Source organism: Mesorhizobium sp. WSM3626 (assembly GCF_000513935.1).
In the GTDB taxonomy this organism is placed as follows: Bacteria; Pseudomonadota; Alphaproteobacteria; order Rhizobiales; family Rhizobiaceae; genus Mesorhizobium; species Mesorhizobium salmacidum.
In genome coordinates this window covers 39,743-53,478 of record NZ_AZUY01000007.1, presented here as the reverse complement: position 1 = coordinate 53,478, position 13,736 = coordinate 39,743, and the positions used below count along the sequence as shown (strand labels likewise).

The following is a 13,736-nucleotide window of genomic DNA, read 5'->3' as shown; positions in this document are numbered from 1 at the left end:
GAGGGGAGACGCCATGAAAGCCGTGCGGCTGGAGAGAGTGGGCAGCATCTCGCTACGCGAAATTCCCAAGCCGGTCCCCGGTCCGGACGAGCTTCTGGTGCGGATCGAGGCCTGCGGTGTTTGCGGCACCGACCGGCATCTTTTCCACGGCGAGTTCCCCTGCAGGCCTCCACTGACGCCCGGGCACGAATTCTCCGGCATCATCGCGGCGGTCGGCACCGCCGTCTCCGGCTTTGCCGTCGGTGACCGGGTCACTGGCGACCCCAACATTGCCTGCGGACGCTGCGGCCACTGCCATGCCGGCCGCGTCAATCTGTGCCGCAATCTCACCGCCATCGGCATCCACCGCGACGGCGGCTTTGCCGATTATGTGGTGATGCCGCAGAAACAGGCTTTTGTCCTTCCCGCGGATATGAAGCCGACACATGGCGCGTTCTGCGAGCCGCTCGGCTGCTGCCTGCACGGCGTCGAGCTTGCCGAGATCAGGCCAGGCAGTTCGGTTGTCGTGCTCGGCGGCGGTGTCATCGGCCTGCTCACCGTGCAACTGGCGCGGCTTGCCGGGGCCACCACCATCATCCTGTCGACAAGGCAAGCCTCGCGGCGCGCGCTTGCCAGGGAACTCGGTGCGACGGCGACGGTCGACCCCACAGCCGCCGATGTGATCGATGCCATCGCCGGTCCGACCGGCCTGATGCCTGATGGCGTCGACGTGGTGTTCGAATGCGCCGGTGTGCGCGAGACCGTCGAGCAATCGATGCGGCTGGCAAGGGCCGGCGGCACCGTCGTCATCGTCGGCGTGACGCCGCAAGGCATGAAGGCGGAATTCGAGCCCTTCGACCTGTTGTTCCGGGAGCTGAAGGTGCTGGGCTCGTTCCTCAACCCCTACACACACCGCCGCGCCGCCGCGCTCATCGCGTCGGGCGCCATCGAGATCGACCGGCTGATCTCCAGGCAAGTCACGCTCGAAGAGGCGCCGGCGGTGATCGCCAACGCGCCGGCTCCAGGCGAAGTGAAGGTGCTGGTGGTGCCGGGTTTGGGCTGAGGCGCGGGCTTCGGGCGTCTGGCAATTGCCGTCGCCGTTGAGCAAGGAAAAGCCCCGGGACAGAAGAGCCCCGGGGCTTTCGAACAAACAAAGTGCGATCGCCTACAGCTTGCCGTTGCGCTGCTGGACCATCATGAAGGTGTCGTAGTTGTATTCGGCCACCTGCGCCCAGAGATAGTGCTCCTTGCGGAAGCCCTTGATCGATTCCCAGATCTTCTTGAACGGCGCGTTCGAGGCTTCCATTTCGGCATAGACCTCGTTGGCCTTCTCGAAGCACGCGGCCATGATCTCCTGGCTGAACGGACGTAGTTTCGCCCCGCCGGCCACCAGCCGCTTCACCGCCGGAGGGTTCACGTAGTCGTATTTCTGCAGCATGTTGGCATCGGCGGCCTGGGCGCACGTGCGCAGCAGCGATTTGTAGGTCGGCGAAAGCTCGTCGTATTTCGCCTTGTTGAACATCAGGTGGACGGTCGGGCCGCCCTCCCACCAGCCCGGATAGTAGTAATAGGGGGCGACCTTGTAGAAGCCGAGCTTCTCGTCGTCATAGGGGCCGACCCATTCAGCGGCGTCGATGGTGCCCTTTTCCAACGCCGGATAGATGTCGCCGCCGGCGATCTGCTGCGGCACGACGCCGAGCTTCTGCACCACTTTGCCGGCAAAGCCGCCGATGCGCATCTTGAGGCCGGAGAGGTCGGCGACGGTGTTGATTTCCTTGCGGAACCAGCCACCCATCTGCACGCCGGTGTTGCCGCCCGGCAGGCCGAACAGACCTTGCGTGGCGAGGAACTCATTGAATAGGTCGATGCCGCCGCCATGGTAGTGCCACGCATTCATGCCGCGCGCGTTGAGCGAGAAGGGCACCGCCGCACCCAGCGCCCATGTCGGATCCTTGCCCCAATAATAATATGCCACCGTGTGGCAGGCCTCGACCGTGCCGGCCGTGGTGGCGTCGGCGGCCTGCAGGCCGGGAACGAGTTCGCCGGCGGCAAAGACCTGGATCTGGAAATTGCCGTCGGTGGCTTCAGACAGCATCTTGGAGAACACTTCGGCCCCGCCATAGATGGTGTCGAGTGACTTCGGGAAGGAGGACGCCAGCCGCCATGTCACCTTGGGATTGGACTGGGCTATTGCCGGTGCGGCGAGCGTGGCCGCTGCCGCGGCTGCGCCGACGCCGGTGACGCCGGCCTTGCGGATGAATGAACGACGATCCATGCAGTTCCTCCCTTTTGGATCAACAGACCGACGTTCGGGAAATCCTCGGCCCCCGCATCGGTTCGCACGAAACAATACACGGGCAAGGAGTCGAGTCCAGCACCGCGGCCGGATTTGGTGGCGAAGCCGTGCGACCCTGCAACTATAGTCTAACAGGCGGTTTCCTGGCCCATGCGACACGCTGAAACTTGGCTGGAAAAATGCCGGGGGATCGCTTATTTTAAAGGCAGGACATCCCTTGCCAGATGGAAAACAGACCCAAATGCAGCAGCCGCTCGTCGCCATATCGACCGACGTCCGTCAATTCGACAACTACACCTGGCATGCCGCGCCCCAACAATATCTGGAAGCAGCAATCGTAGGTGCCGGCGTTTTCCCCCTGCTGGTGCCCTCGTTCGGCGACCGGCTGGACTTCGACGAACTCCTGTCGTCGGTCGACGGCGTCATGCTGACCGGCTCGAAATCCAATGTCGATCCCTCGCTCTATGGCAGCGATGCCAGCGAAGCCAATGGCCCCTATGACACCGCGCGCGACTCCACGACGCTGCCGTTGATCCGCAAGGCGATCGAGCGCGGCGTGCCGCTGCTTGCCATCTGCCGCGGCATCCAGGAGCTGAACGTGGCGCTTGGCGGCACGCTGGGCACCGAGATCCAGGAGCGCGAGGGGTCGCTGGACCACCGTGCGGCGGTGAGCGACAAACAGGATGAGCGCTTCGCCATTCACCAGACGATTTCGATCAAGCCAGGCAGTTGCCTCGCCGGCGTGTTCGGCGCGGGCGACATCAAAGTCAATTCCTTGCATCGCCAGGCGATCGACCGGTTGGGCTCGAAGCTCGAGATCGAGGCTGTCGCCGCTGACGGCACGGTCGAAGCGGTTTCGGTCAAGGGCGCGCGCGCCTTTGCCGTCGGCGTCCAGTGGCATCCCGAATACTGGGTCAAATCGGACAGCAATTCCGCCAAGATTTTTCGCGCTTTCGGTGATGCGGTGCGTTTGCACGCGGCGGCGAAAGCCGGCGCACGGGCCGCGGCTGAGTAGTCAGTTTCCGCGCTTCAAGCCACCGTCCGATGCCAGCGACAGCAACGGCAGCGCCGGGGCGTAGGATTCGTAGCCGTTGCCGTCAGCCACGGCGAAGGTGACGATCGGATCGATGCCGTTGGCGCTGAAGGCGACCGTTCCGTCGTTTTGCTCGCGCCAGAATTTCGCCTGCTCGAGGCCCGGCAGGAGCCGTCGGCAATTCGGAGCCACGGTCAACAGCGACAAGCCATCCGAGACCGAGGCGCCGCGCGTGACCGCGCAGGCCCCCTCGTCGCCATTGGCCACCAGCCTGTAGGTGTCGGACGGCGTGGCCTCTTCGCCGACGCTTTCAACACCGCCGGCATGAAACAGCTGAACGCCGCCGAACAAGGCAGCGGCCCCGATCAATGTGGAAAGCGTCTTCATCCTGATCTTCACCCACGCACGCACAGGATGAACAATGATTTCAAAGGGTTAAGCAGACGTTAATAAATATGGCGAAGCCGGGCGCTCAGCTGTGCGCCCGCACATGCGCCGTCTCGGGCACCGGTGTCAGCGGCCGGCGCTCGCTGAACCACGACACCAGATTGTCGACGCACAGATCGGCCATGGCGCGGCGCGTGTGCTCCGAAGCCGAGCCGACATGCGGCAACAGAGAGGTGTTTGGCAAGTCGAGCAACGCCTTGGGGACATTCGGCTCGTCGGCGAAGACATCGAGCCCGGCTGCGGCGATGGTGCCGTCGGCGAGAGCGACCGCCAGGGCCGCCTCGTCGACGGTGCTGCCGCGGCCGATGTTGACGAAGACGCCGTTCGCGCCGAGCGCCGACAGTATGTCGGCATTGACCGCTTTCTGTGTCGAAGCACCGCCGGGCGCCACCGAAATCAGCGTGTCGACTGCCTCGGCCAACCCCTTCAGCGTCGCGTGATACTGGTAGGCAAGACCTTCGACACGACGTCGGTTGTGATAGGCGACCGGCAGTCCGAACGCCTCCAGCCGCCGTGCAATGGCCTGGCCGATGCGGCCCATGCCGAAAATGCCGACACGGCGCGCGCGCAAGGTCAGCCGGCTCAGCGGATAGTTACCCTTGCGCACCCAGCTGCCGTCACGCAGCCAGGTCTCGGCGCGCGGCAGGTCGCGGATTGTGTTGATCAGCAGGCCGATCGCGGTGTCGGCGACCTCCTCGGTCAGGACGTCGGGCGTGTTGGTGACCATGATGTTCTTCGCCGCCGCATGGTGGACGTCGACCGAATCATAGCCGACGCCGAAGGAGGCGATGAGTTCGAGATTGGGCAACGCATCCATCATCGCCGCACTGATGCCGGCAAAGGATGCGATGCCACGCACGGCGCGGCGCATCTCCTCGGTGACCAGCGCCGGATCGGCGCGCTCGATGCGGACGCGCCTGAAGGTCCGTTCGATACGCCCGACGGCGTGATCGCTGAAATCCGCCGGCACCAAAATGGCAACGGCTTGCAGATCCTTGGCCCTGGTCATGCACGCTCCACCGGCTTGCCGGTCGACTGGCGCACATGCAGTTCAGGCTTGATCAATTCCTGCGAGGGCCGCACCGTCTGCCCGTTGAGCTTGTCGAGCAGCGCGCTGGCGGCGCGGCGGCCGACCTCGCGCTGCCCGTTCCAGACGGTGGTCAGCGCCGGCGTGGCGATCGCCGCCTCCTCGAGATCGTCATAGCCGGTAACGGAGATGTCGATGCCCGGCACCAGGCCGGCGCGCGCTATGCCGTTCATCAGGCCGATGGCGACGAGGTCGTTCCAGCAGCAGGCGGCGGTCGGTCTGTCCTTCAGCGCCAGGAACTGCCCGGCCGCCTCGAAGCCGGCTTGCTTGGTGCGCGGGCCGGCAATGCGCCAGGACGGTCTGACTTCAAGCCCCGCCGCCTCCATGGCGTTGACATAGCCCTGGTAGCGATCACGCCCTGTCGAGGTCTGGTCGGTGCCGCCGATCATGGCGATGCGCTTGTGGCCGAGCGAGATCAGGTGGTTGGTGGCGAGGCCCGTGCCATAGGCATCGTCACCGCGAAACACCGGCACGTCGGCGCCCTCCACGGTGCGTGCGATCAGCACCGCCGGCAAGCCGTTCTCCTCGGCCATGACGATATCTGATGCGGGCGTGCCGATGGCCGGCGACATGATGACGCCGTCGGCGCCGAGCTGCAGCAGCGTATCGATGAAGGTGCGCTGCTTTTCGAGCTGATCATAATGATTGGACAGGATGAAGGTTTGCCGGCTGCGGTCGAGCTCGCTCTCGATCGAGCGCAGGATCTCGGCGAAGAACGGGTTCATGATGTCGTGCACGACGACACCGACAATACCCGAGCGCGAGGTGCGCAGACTGGCGGCGCGGCGGTTGTAGATATAGCCGATGGCGCGGGCGTGTTCCTTGATGCGGTCGCGCGTCGAGCCGGCGACCAGCGGACTGTCGCGCAGCGCCAGCGAAACCGTGGCCGTGGACACGCCGAGCGCATCCGCGATCGTCGACAGCTTGATCTTCTGTGCCAGGCTTTCGCTCCCCGTCGTTTTTTAAACTGTTTAAGGGCGGCCTTATGCCATCGATCGGGGCCAAATCAAAGTTTTTTTGCCAGCGCTTCGGCCTCGACATCCGAGGCCGCGCGGCTGCGCAGCCTGAGCCGGTGTTCGCGATGGACGATGTAGAGGCCGCTGGCGACGATGATGGCGGCGCCGACCAGCGTCCAGCGGTCGGGGAACTGCTTGAAGACAAGCCAGCCGGAAATGATCATCCACACCATCTGCGAATAGGGATAGGGCGCCAGCGCCGTGGTCGTCGCCAGCCGATAGGCCTGCACCAGCAGCCAATGGCCGACGCCACCGAACACACCAAGCATGAGCAGGATGAACCAGTGCCAGCCATCGTGCGGCAAGGAGAAGGAGAACGGCAGCATGGGTAAAAGCAGCACCGCCGGCGCCAGCGCCGAGAACAGGATCAGGCTTTCCGACGTTTCGGTCGCCGACATGCGGCGCGTCATGATGACATAGAAGCAGTTCGACAGCATCGAGCCGAGCGCGAAGAGATGTCCCACGCCGAAAACACCGACACCCGGCCTCGTGATGATCAAGACCCCGGCGAAAGCGGCCAGGATCGCCAGCCAACGCCGCCAGCCGGCCCATTCGCCCAGCAGCGGGCCGGCAAGCGCGGTGATCACCATGGGCCCGAAGAAATAGATCGATGTCGTCTCGGCCAGTTGCAGGGAGCGCAGCGCCAGGACGTTGAACATGGTCGAGCCGAACAGGAAGGCGCCGCGTATCACATGCGCGGGCAAGTTGACCGGGCGGAACCGCACCGGCTCGCGCCAGCCGCGCAGCAGCGCCCCGACCAGCACGACATGCACGGCAAAGCGCACCCAGGCGACGATCAGGACGGAGACGCCTGCAAGGACGAGATATTTGCTGCTGGTGTCGAGGAAGGTGAAGAAGACATAGGTCGTCAGCATGCACAGGATCGCCACCGGCGGCGTCGCGCTTTCTGCATCTCTTTGGGAAGGATTCACGTGCAGGCCGGGGGAAAAGCTGGGCTGGAGCCCACCTTTGCGGGAATTGTCGCTTGCCGGCAAGCCAAAAACGTCTGGCACAACAAGACGCCTGGACAGGCTTAGCCTCGTCCGGCATGTCACGGCCCAAACCGCCACCAGCTCAGGTCAAGTCTGAGTACAGGCTCCATGGTCTTTTTTTGTTGATCGACGTCGAAAGCATGCCGACTTGACGACATGCACCTTTCCGCCTAGCCGTGATGCCATGAACATCGCAATGATTTTCATCGTGGTAAGAGAGCGCATGGGCAGGATGGTGTAACCATCCGGCGAAAGCACCATGCGCGGTAAGCAGGCTCCAGACGGGGCCTTTTTTTATGCCCGGAATTTGGGCCGCCCCGTCAGACCCTCACTTCAATCCCACCGACCAGGCGAACGAGATCATGGCGAGCGACAACCCCATTCCGAGTCCGAGCACAGACACAATCAGGAAAACGATATTCTCCGAACCGGCTGCTCCACCCCGACTAATCACTCTCATTCTGCTTTCAGCTCTTGCAGTGTTGCCGGTGAACATGATTTTGCCGTCGCTGCCGAACATTGCCGCAACGTTTCAAGCTGATTTCGCATTGGTCAATCTGTCGGTTGCCGGCTTTGCGATTATCACCGCCCTCATAGAGGCCGCCGGAGGCGCAATATCGGACCGATTTGGGCGAAGGCTGGTCGTCTTGGCATCTCTCCTGATCTTCGTCGCCGCGTCCATCGGCTGCGCCCTGGCCCCCAACATCGGCATTTTTCTTCTGTTTCGCGCTATGCAAGCGTGCATTGGCCCTTGCTACTCCGTCGCTCTGGTCATCATCAAAGAGACATCGGGTGAGCGCGAAGCCGCCAGCAAATTTGGTTATCTCGCCATGGGGTGGGCGCTCGCACCCATGGTCGGTCCCTTGTTGGGCGGGTCGCTGGACGAACTGTTCGGATGGCGGTCAAGCTTCATTGTCTTCGCGATCCTCGGCGCGGCAACCTTGGCCTTATCCATGCGCGAGATCAGGAGAACGGCCACCCCATTGTCGAGGTCCGATGGGAACTACGCTGCCTCATATGGACTGCTCCTCCGGTCGGCGCGGTTTTGGGCCCACACCCTGTGCATGGCCTGCTCGATGGGCGTGCTTTATGTGTTCCTCGGAGGAGCGCCATTGATCGTCGGCGATGCGCTCGGTGGGTCAAGCATGAAGCTCGGCTTTTACATGGGATTAGTCCCGACCGGCTTCCTTCTCGGCAGCTATTTGGCCGGGCGATATGCCTCGAAGATCTCGCTGGGCGCCACACTTGTTTTTGCGCGCCTCCTGACCTGCGCGGGTCTGGTGATCGGCCTGGTCCTGTCAAGCTTTGGCACCACTCACGTTCTGGCCTTCTTTGGACCTTGCGTGTTCATCGGTATCGGCAACGGGTTGACCATGCCCGCCGCCAACAGCGGCGCATTGTCGGTACGGCCGGATGTTGTTGGCACCGCGGCAGGACTGGCCGCCGCAATGAGGATCGGCGGCGGGGCACTCATCGCCTCCATCGCCGGCCTGTTTCTTGCAGATTCAGCTCCAGCGCTTTTTTCCATGATGCTGGTGTCGGCGATATTCGCATTGCTGGCGGGACTGTATGCAGCTTTTCTCGATCGGCGGTAGCCAGTCGATTGAGTTTGTGAGTTTGCCTCTATGCATGCATGCGGGCACCCTTGGTGATCTTGTCGACGACCTTCTTCCCTGCGCGCAGCGCGATGCCGACCACCTTGGCGTCTTCGGGCGCGAATTCGGCAAAGACGGCGCGATTGGCGGCGTCGAAGCCGGTCGAAAACATCTCCTCGACATAGAGCGAGGTGGTGACGCCGCGTTCCAGCGCACGCCGGTGGATCGCACCAAGCGCCGCATGGTCGGCCGAGAGCACGATGACCGGCTGGATCGATAGGGGATTGTAGAGATTGTCGGCGCGGTCGCGATAGGGCTCGCCGATGATGTCGGGGAATTGCGCGACGACGCCGCTGGTCAGGAAGGCGGTGACGTTGAGTTTCTGCCAGACGGGCAGGTCTTCCCGCAGTACGATTGCAAATTCGTATCAAACATGAGAAAATGCGCCATTCGAGGTTAGGCCCCGTATTGCGAGGCTGAAGGAGACGATGTCGTTCGAACTAGACCGCCAGGCCTTCGAGGGTCTTGGACGTTTGTGCGCCGATGCCGCTGAAAGCTGCATCATCTCCGCTCCCGACCCTGCGGGGATGGAGCGCATCGAGGCGCGGTTTCACGGCAGCGCCTTCGATCCCCATCGCCACGACACCTATGCGATCGGGGTGACGCTGCGCGGCGTGCAGACCTTTCGCTATCGTGGTGCCGCGCGGCATAGCCTGCCCGGCCAGGTTATCGTGCTGCATCCGGACGAATTGCACGATGGCGGCGCGGGTACCGAGGAAGGCCTGCGCTACAGAATGCTCTATCTCGAGCCGTCAATGATGCTCGACTGTCTCGGCGGCACGGCGTTGCCGTTCGTCAGCGACGGCGTGGTGACCGACGATACCTTTTGCGCGACGCTGCTTTCGGCGCTTGGGCCATTGGAGCGGGAACTCGACGAGCTATTCATCGAAGACTTCCTGGCTCAACTGGTGCAAAGCCTCGCCCGGCATGCCGGTCAGCCGGCAAAGGCACTAGCCGGGACGGCGTGGCGGGCGGCGACACTGGCGCGCGAATATCTCACGGAAAACCTCGACCGGCCCGTGCGTTCGGACGAGTTGGAAGCCATCACGGGTCTCGACCGCTATGCCCTGTCGAGACATTTCCGCGCGGCCTTCTCGACCAGTCCGCATCGTTTCCTGGTGATGCGCCGGCTTCAGAGCGCGCGCAGGATGATCGCCGCCGGCGAGCCCTTGGCGCAGATCGCGGTCGAGGCCGGCTTCAGCGACCAGAGCCATTTCAACAGGCAATTCAAGAAAGCGTTCGGCATGACACCGGGACGCTGGTCGTCCTTGATCCACGGAGCTGCCGCGGCGGCTTGATAGCCGAAGAGATCATTCGTCCGCCTCGGCGTCGTCGTCGATCAGCACCAGTTCCTCGTTGGAGAGGTTGGCCTCGATACGGGCGAGCAGCTTGAACAGCGCCTTCTGGTCTTTCTTGTCGAGGCCCTTCAGCGCCTGCTTTTCGGTCTTCTTCACCGACTTCTCGATGGCGCGGATGGTTTCACGGCCGGTATCGGTGAGGAAGATATGGGCCTGGCGGGCATCGGATTCCGATGCGCGTTTTTCCAGAAAGCCCTGCGCCTGCAGCCGGTTGATGGTCTTGGTGATGGTCGGCGGACGCACGCCGAGACGCCCGGCAAGATTGCCCGGTGTCTGGCCGTCCTCGCGGTCCAGCGACAGCATGATCTGATCCTGGCCGGCGTAGAAGCCGTGCGCCAGAAGCCGTGCCGCCAGCGCGGTCCTTGCCAGCCTTGCCGCCGAATGCAGCCGGCTCATCGTTGCAGTCTTGTCCGCCTTGGCCATGGTCATCCCTCTTCGGCCGTACCGGTGCGCACAGCATAGACGCAGCCGGCCGGTTGGCAATCGACGATCGAAAAAGATTCCGGCATCCGAAACAGCTTTGCCGGCAAGCATTTGCGGTGTCCGCCGTGGTGATGCCAGATGTTTATTTCAGTTAGATGACAAACGAGTTTCGCGTGCAGGAAATTCGGACCAACCGCTGCGTGAATGCGGTCCGACACCCGCCAGCCCGGGCAAGGCGACCCCCTGATTATTCCATCGCGCGGCGGCGACCGCTTTTCGCGGCCACGATGTCAGAACGAATCCCAGCGGTAAAATTTGGCCCATGGTTTGCCCCGTGCAAAAGCCCGGCGCACATCCTATATGGAACCGACAATCCCTTTCGCGGCCTGGATTTCAGGGCCCAGTCATTTCGAGGCAAGCCATGAGCGACGCACAGACGCAGATCCCCGTAACCGTTCTTACCGGCTATCTCGGCGCCGGCAAGACGACGCTGCTCAACCGCATCCTGTCGGAGACCCACGGCAAGCGCTACGCCGTCATCGTCAACGAATTCGGCGAGATCGGCATCGACAACGAGTTGATCGTGGAATCCGACGAGGAAATCTACGAGATGAACAATGGCTGCGTCTGCTGCACGGTGCGCGGCGACCTGATCCGCGTCGTCGAGGGCCTGATGCGCCGGCCCGGCCGCTTCGACGCCATCGTCGTCGAGACCACCGGGCTCGCCGATCCGGTGCCGGTGGCGCAGACCTTCTTCATGGACGACGACGTGCGCTCCAAGACCAAGCTCGATGCCGTGGTGGCGCTGGTCGACGCCAAGCATTTGCCGCTGCGGCTCAAGGATTCCAGGGAAGCCGAGGACCAGATCGCCTTCGCCGACGTCGTCGTGCTCAACAAGACCGACCTTGTGACCCCGGAAGAGCTCGCCAAGGTCGAGGCGACGATCCGCGCCATCAATCCGGCGGCCAGGATCCATCGTACGACCCGCGCCGGTGTCGAGCTGTCGGAAGTGCTCGACCGCGGCGCCTTCGACCTGTCCCGGGCATTGGAAAACGATCCCCATTTCCTCGAGGCGCATGATGATCATGATCACCATGACCACGATCATGATCATGATCATCACGACCATGATGGCCACGATCACCACCATCATGATCATGACGGGCATGACCATCACGCACATCCTTCCGACATCCATGACGTGACGGTGCAGTCGGTGTCGCTGCGCGGCGGCGAGATGGACCCGAAGAAATTCTTCCCTTGGATCGAGAAGATCACCCAGATGGAAGGCCCCAACATCCTGCGACTGAAAGGCATCATCGCGCTCAAGGGCGATGATGAGCGCTATGTCATCCAGGGCGTGCACATGATCATCGAAGGCGACCACCAGCGCGCCTGGAAGGACGGCGAGAAGCACGAAAGCCGGCTGGTGTTCATCGGCCGCGAACTCGACGCCGAGCGGCTGAGGAAGAGTTTCGAGGCCTGCCAAGCCTCGTAGGGCTGTATTGAAGGGCTCTCGAGATTGACTATGGGTCCATGTACACATATCATGTGTACATGGACCCGAGGAGATTTCCGATGCCCAGGTCGGCCGACAACAAAACCGAGCGCTATCAAATCCGCATCGCGCCTGCCCAGAAGGCGATGATCGCGCGCGCCGCCGCGCTATCTCATCAGGACGTTACCGACTTCATTCTCAACAAGGTGGTTCCGGAAGCACAGGCCGTAATCGAAGCAGCCGAGGTTGCGAAAGTGTCCGACCGCGATTTCACACGTATACTCGATCTGCTGGAGAACCCGCCGAAACCCAATGCCAAGCTCCGAGCAGCGATCGCAGCCTTGCCGGATACTCTGTGACGCTTCCCGCCTGGCACGAGGAGCCGATTGCGAAACGCCATGATCGGGCCTCGTTCGATTGCGGCGATGCGCAGATGAACGATTTTCTGCGGCGGTTCGCGCGGCAAAACCACGAACAAAATGCCGCCAAGACTTTCTGTGCGATCGACGATACCGCTTTGGAGCGGATCTTTGGCTTCTATACGATCGCGCCGTCAGCCATTGCTCATGAAACCGTGCCGGAGACGATGACGAGAGGCTTGGCGCGGCACGAGGTTTCCGGCTTCAAGCTTGTCCGGCTGGCGACCGACCGCAGCGTCGCCAGGCAAGGACTTGGAGGTCAACTGCTTGCCGCCGCCGCGTTGCGCTGCTTGCGACTTGCTGGCGAAGGCGGCGGCATCCTGCTCATCATCGATGCCAAGAGCGAGCGGGCCGCAAGATGGTATGCCAGCTACGGGGCCGAGCGTCTCGATGGATCGGATCTGACCTTGGTGATGCCATTGGCGACGTTCGCAACCGATTTGCGGGCGAAGGGCCTGCTTTGATGACAGCCTCTCGCCATCTGATCTGCCGGTTGCCGGAACCGCAAACGTCGAGTAAGCCGCCTCTGTAATCTCATTCAGTTGAACAAAGACAATCATGCCCACAGTCGCCCCGCTTGATCTCGAAGGCCATTGCGTTACCGCCGTCTTCCTTGGCGATGTGCCGCATTTCGCGCTGGCCGATGGCGCCGTCCACCGGCTCGACAATGGCCACAAGACTGTGCAGGCCAATGATGGGCTGCTCGCGGCCTTTCATGACGCGGCCAACGACCGGCTGATCACCGGCGGTGAGGACGGCAAGGTGTTTGCCGTCAAAGCCGGCGGTGAGACCCAGGAGGTGGCGAGCGCCGGCAAGAAATGGATCACCAGCGTTGCCGCCGGGCCGCAAGGGGCCATCGCCTATGCCACGGGCAAGACCGCCTTCGTGCGCTTCGCCGATGGCAAGACCCGGGAATTTGCCCATCCGCGCTCGGTCGAGGGGCTGGCGTTCTCGCCCAAGGGCATGCGCTTCGGCGTTGCCCGCTACAACGGCGCGACGCTGCATTTCCCGGCCGCCGAAGGCAAGCCGGTGGAACTCGAATGGGCGGGCGCCCACACCGGTATTACCTTCTCGCCGGACGGCGCCTTTCTGGTCACCACCATGCAGGAAAACGCCCTGCATGGCTGGAAACTCGCCGACGGCAAGCACATGCGCATGAGCGGCTATCCCGGCAAGGTCAAAAGCCTGTCGTGGAGCGTGAAAGGCAAGTGGCTGGCCAGTTCCGGCGCGCCGGCGGCGATCGTCTGGCCGTTCTCGGCCAAGGACGGGCCGATGGGCAAGGCGCCGCTGGAACTCGGCACCCGGGGCAACGCCATGGTGACGGCGGTCGCTTGCCACCCGAGCCAGGATGTCGTCGCCGTCGGCTATGACGACGGCATGGTCATGGCGGTGCGCTTTTCCGACGCCAAGGAAGTGCTTTTGCGGCGCCCGGGCAAAGGCGCCATCACCGCGATGATGTGGGACAAGGAAGAACGCCGCGTCGCCTTCGGCAGTGCCGCCGGCGACTGCGGCGTCATCGACATCACTGCGTAG

General features: G+C 63.0%; 15 protein-coding genes. 8 read left to right on the top strand and 7 right to left on the bottom strand.

The annotated features are described in order from the left end of the window. Positions 1 to 13 precede the first annotated feature (13 nt). Positions 14 to 1,042, top strand: a complete 1,029-nt coding sequence (locus M653_RS0107660; protein WP_027142807.1) for a zinc-dependent alcohol dehydrogenase family protein — start codon at positions 14 to 16, stop codon at positions 1,040 to 1,042. A 102-nt stretch (positions 1,043 to 1,144) separates the two neighbouring features. Here M653_RS0107660 and M653_RS0107655 read toward each other — a convergent pair whose 3' ends face one another. Beyond that, positions 1,145 to 2,254, bottom strand: a complete 1,110-nt coding sequence (locus M653_RS0107655) for a TRAP transporter substrate-binding protein (RefSeq protein WP_027142806.1) — start codon at positions 2,252 to 2,254, stop codon at positions 1,145 to 1,147. 262 nt (positions 2,255 to 2,516) lie between these two features. On the opposite strand from M653_RS0107655, the gene M653_RS0107650 reads away from it, so the two are divergent. Continuing rightward, positions 2,517 to 3,290: a gamma-glutamyl-gamma-aminobutyrate hydrolase family protein gene (locus M653_RS0107650; RefSeq protein WP_027142805.1), complete on the top strand. Its 774-nt coding sequence runs from the start codon at positions 2,517 to 2,519 to the stop codon at positions 3,288 to 3,290. Here the strand turns inward: M653_RS0107650 and M653_RS0107645 are convergent, their stop codons facing one another. The 4 genes from M653_RS0107645 to M653_RS0107630 all read right to left on the bottom strand — a co-directional run bounded on the left by M653_RS0107645 (position 3,291) and on the right by M653_RS0107630 (position 6,733). Beyond that, on the bottom strand, positions 3,291 to 3,695 hold the full coding sequence (locus M653_RS0107645) for a hypothetical protein (RefSeq protein ID WP_027142804.1): 405 nt from the start codon (positions 3,693 to 3,695) through the stop codon (positions 3,291 to 3,293). It abuts the gene before it with no gap. Positions 3,696 to 3,780: 85 nt separating this feature from the next. Then, positions 3,781 to 4,764 carry a 2-hydroxyacid dehydrogenase gene (locus M653_RS0107640; RefSeq protein ID WP_027142803.1) on the bottom strand — a complete coding sequence of 328 codons (984 nt, stop codon included), beginning with the start codon at positions 4,762 to 4,764 and terminating at the stop codon, positions 3,781 to 3,783. Then, positions 4,761 to 5,783 carry a LacI family DNA-binding transcriptional regulator gene (locus M653_RS0107635; protein ID WP_084636511.1) on the bottom strand — a complete coding sequence of 341 codons (1,023 nt, stop codon included), beginning with the start codon at positions 5,781 to 5,783 and terminating at the stop codon, positions 4,761 to 4,763. The genes M653_RS0107640 and M653_RS0107635 overlap by 4 nt, the downstream gene beginning before the upstream one ends. 65 nt (positions 5,784 to 5,848) lie before the next feature. Beyond that, complete coding sequence (locus M653_RS0107630; RefSeq protein ID WP_032935110.1) at positions 5,849 to 6,733, bottom strand: DMT family transporter; 885 nt, start codon at positions 6,731 to 6,733, stop codon at positions 5,849 to 5,851. A gap of 479 nt (positions 6,734 to 7,212) precedes the next feature. Here M653_RS0107630 and M653_RS0107625 point away from each other — a divergent pair, with 479 nt between their 5' ends. Then, positions 7,213 to 8,445: a multidrug effflux MFS transporter gene (locus tag M653_RS0107625; protein WP_027142800.1), complete on the top strand. Its 1,233-nt coding sequence runs from the start codon at positions 7,213 to 7,215 to the stop codon at positions 8,443 to 8,445. Between the two features lie 28 nt (positions 8,446 to 8,473). Here the strand turns inward: M653_RS0107625 and M653_RS0107620 are convergent, their stop codons facing one another. After that, positions 8,474 to 8,860, bottom strand: coding sequence for a DUF2000 family protein (locus M653_RS0107620; protein ID WP_027142799.1), 387 nt, complete (start codon positions 8,858 to 8,860; stop codon positions 8,474 to 8,476). 73 nt (positions 8,861 to 8,933) lie between these two features. Between M653_RS0107620 and M653_RS0107615 the strand changes: the two genes are divergently transcribed. Beyond that, on the top strand, positions 8,934 to 9,803 hold the full coding sequence (locus M653_RS0107615; RefSeq protein ID WP_027142798.1) for an AraC family transcriptional regulator: 870 nt from the start codon (positions 8,934 to 8,936) through the stop codon (positions 9,801 to 9,803). Between the two features lie 12 nt (positions 9,804 to 9,815). Here M653_RS0107615 and M653_RS0107610 read toward each other — a convergent pair whose 3' ends face one another. Next, positions 9,816 to 10,286: a MarR family transcriptional regulator gene (locus M653_RS0107610; protein WP_027142797.1), complete on the bottom strand. Its 471-nt coding sequence runs from the start codon at positions 10,284 to 10,286 to the stop codon at positions 9,816 to 9,818. Positions 10,287 to 10,707: 421 nt separating this feature from the next. On the opposite strand from M653_RS0107610, the gene M653_RS0107600 reads away from it, so the two are divergent. From M653_RS0107600 to M653_RS0107585, 4 genes are all read left to right on the top strand, one after another. Beyond that, the gene (locus tag M653_RS0107600; protein ID WP_027142796.1) at positions 10,708 to 11,784 is read left to right on the top strand and encodes a GTP-binding protein; all 1,077 of its coding nucleotides are present in this window, start codon (positions 10,708 to 10,710) and stop codon (positions 11,782 to 11,784) included. Between the two features lie 80 nt (positions 11,785 to 11,864). Then, entirely contained in the window at positions 11,865 to 12,143 is a 279-nt protein-coding gene (locus tag M653_RS0107595; protein ID WP_027142795.1) for a DUF1778 domain-containing protein, read from the top strand. Further along, positions 12,140 to 12,667, top strand: coding sequence for a hypothetical protein (locus M653_RS0107590; RefSeq protein ID WP_027142794.1), 528 nt, complete (start codon positions 12,140 to 12,142; stop codon positions 12,665 to 12,667). Before M653_RS0107595 ends, M653_RS0107590 begins: the two co-directional genes overlap by 4 nt. 94 nt (positions 12,668 to 12,761) lie before the next feature. Then, the gene (locus tag M653_RS0107585; protein ID WP_027142793.1) at positions 12,762 to 13,736 is read left to right on the top strand and encodes a WD40 repeat domain-containing protein; all 975 of its coding nucleotides are present in this window, start codon (positions 12,762 to 12,764) and stop codon (positions 13,734 to 13,736) included.

What these genes read in the sequence shown, in the direction of transcription:
- M653_RS0107650 (WP_027142805.1), top strand. Translation starts at nt 2,517, where the DNA reads ATGCAGCAGCCGCTCGTCGCCATATCGACCGACGTCCGTCAATTCGAC.
- M653_RS0107615 (WP_027142798.1), top strand. Translation starts at nt 8,934, where the DNA reads ATGTCGTTCGAACTAGACCGCCAGGCCTTCGAGGGTCTTGGACGTTTG.
- M653_RS0107625 (WP_027142800.1), top strand. Translation starts at nt 7,213, where the DNA reads ATGGCGAGCGACAACCCCATTCCGAGTCCGAGCACAGACACAATCAGG.
- M653_RS0107660 (WP_027142807.1), top strand. Translation starts at nt 14, where the DNA reads ATGAAAGCCGTGCGGCTGGAGAGAGTGGGCAGCATCTCGCTACGCGAA.
- M653_RS0107630 (WP_032935110.1), bottom strand. Translation starts at nt 6,733, where the DNA reads ATGCTGACGACCTATGTCTTCTTCACCTTCCTCGACACCAGCAGCAAA.
- M653_RS0107585 (WP_027142793.1), top strand. Translation starts at nt 12,762, where the DNA reads ATGCCCACAGTCGCCCCGCTTGATCTCGAAGGCCATTGCGTTACCGCC.
- M653_RS0107640 (WP_027142803.1), bottom strand. Translation starts at nt 4,764, where the DNA reads ATGACCAGGGCCAAGGATCTGCAAGCCGTTGCCATTTTGGTGCCGGCG.
- M653_RS0107610 (WP_027142797.1), bottom strand. Translation starts at nt 10,286, where the DNA reads ATGGCCAAGGCGGACAAGACTGCAACGATGAGCCGGCTGCATTCGGCG.
- M653_RS0107655 (WP_027142806.1), bottom strand. Translation starts at nt 2,254, where the DNA reads ATGGATCGTCGTTCATTCATCCGCAAGGCCGGCGTCACCGGCGTCGGC.
- M653_RS0107595 (WP_027142795.1), top strand. Translation starts at nt 11,865, where the DNA reads ATGCCCAGGTCGGCCGACAACAAAACCGAGCGCTATCAAATCCGCATC.
- M653_RS0107645 (WP_027142804.1), bottom strand. Translation starts at nt 3,695, where the DNA reads ATGAAGACGCTTTCCACATTGATCGGGGCCGCTGCCTTGTTCGGCGGC.
- M653_RS0107600 (WP_027142796.1), top strand. Translation starts at nt 10,708, where the DNA reads ATGAGCGACGCACAGACGCAGATCCCCGTAACCGTTCTTACCGGCTAT.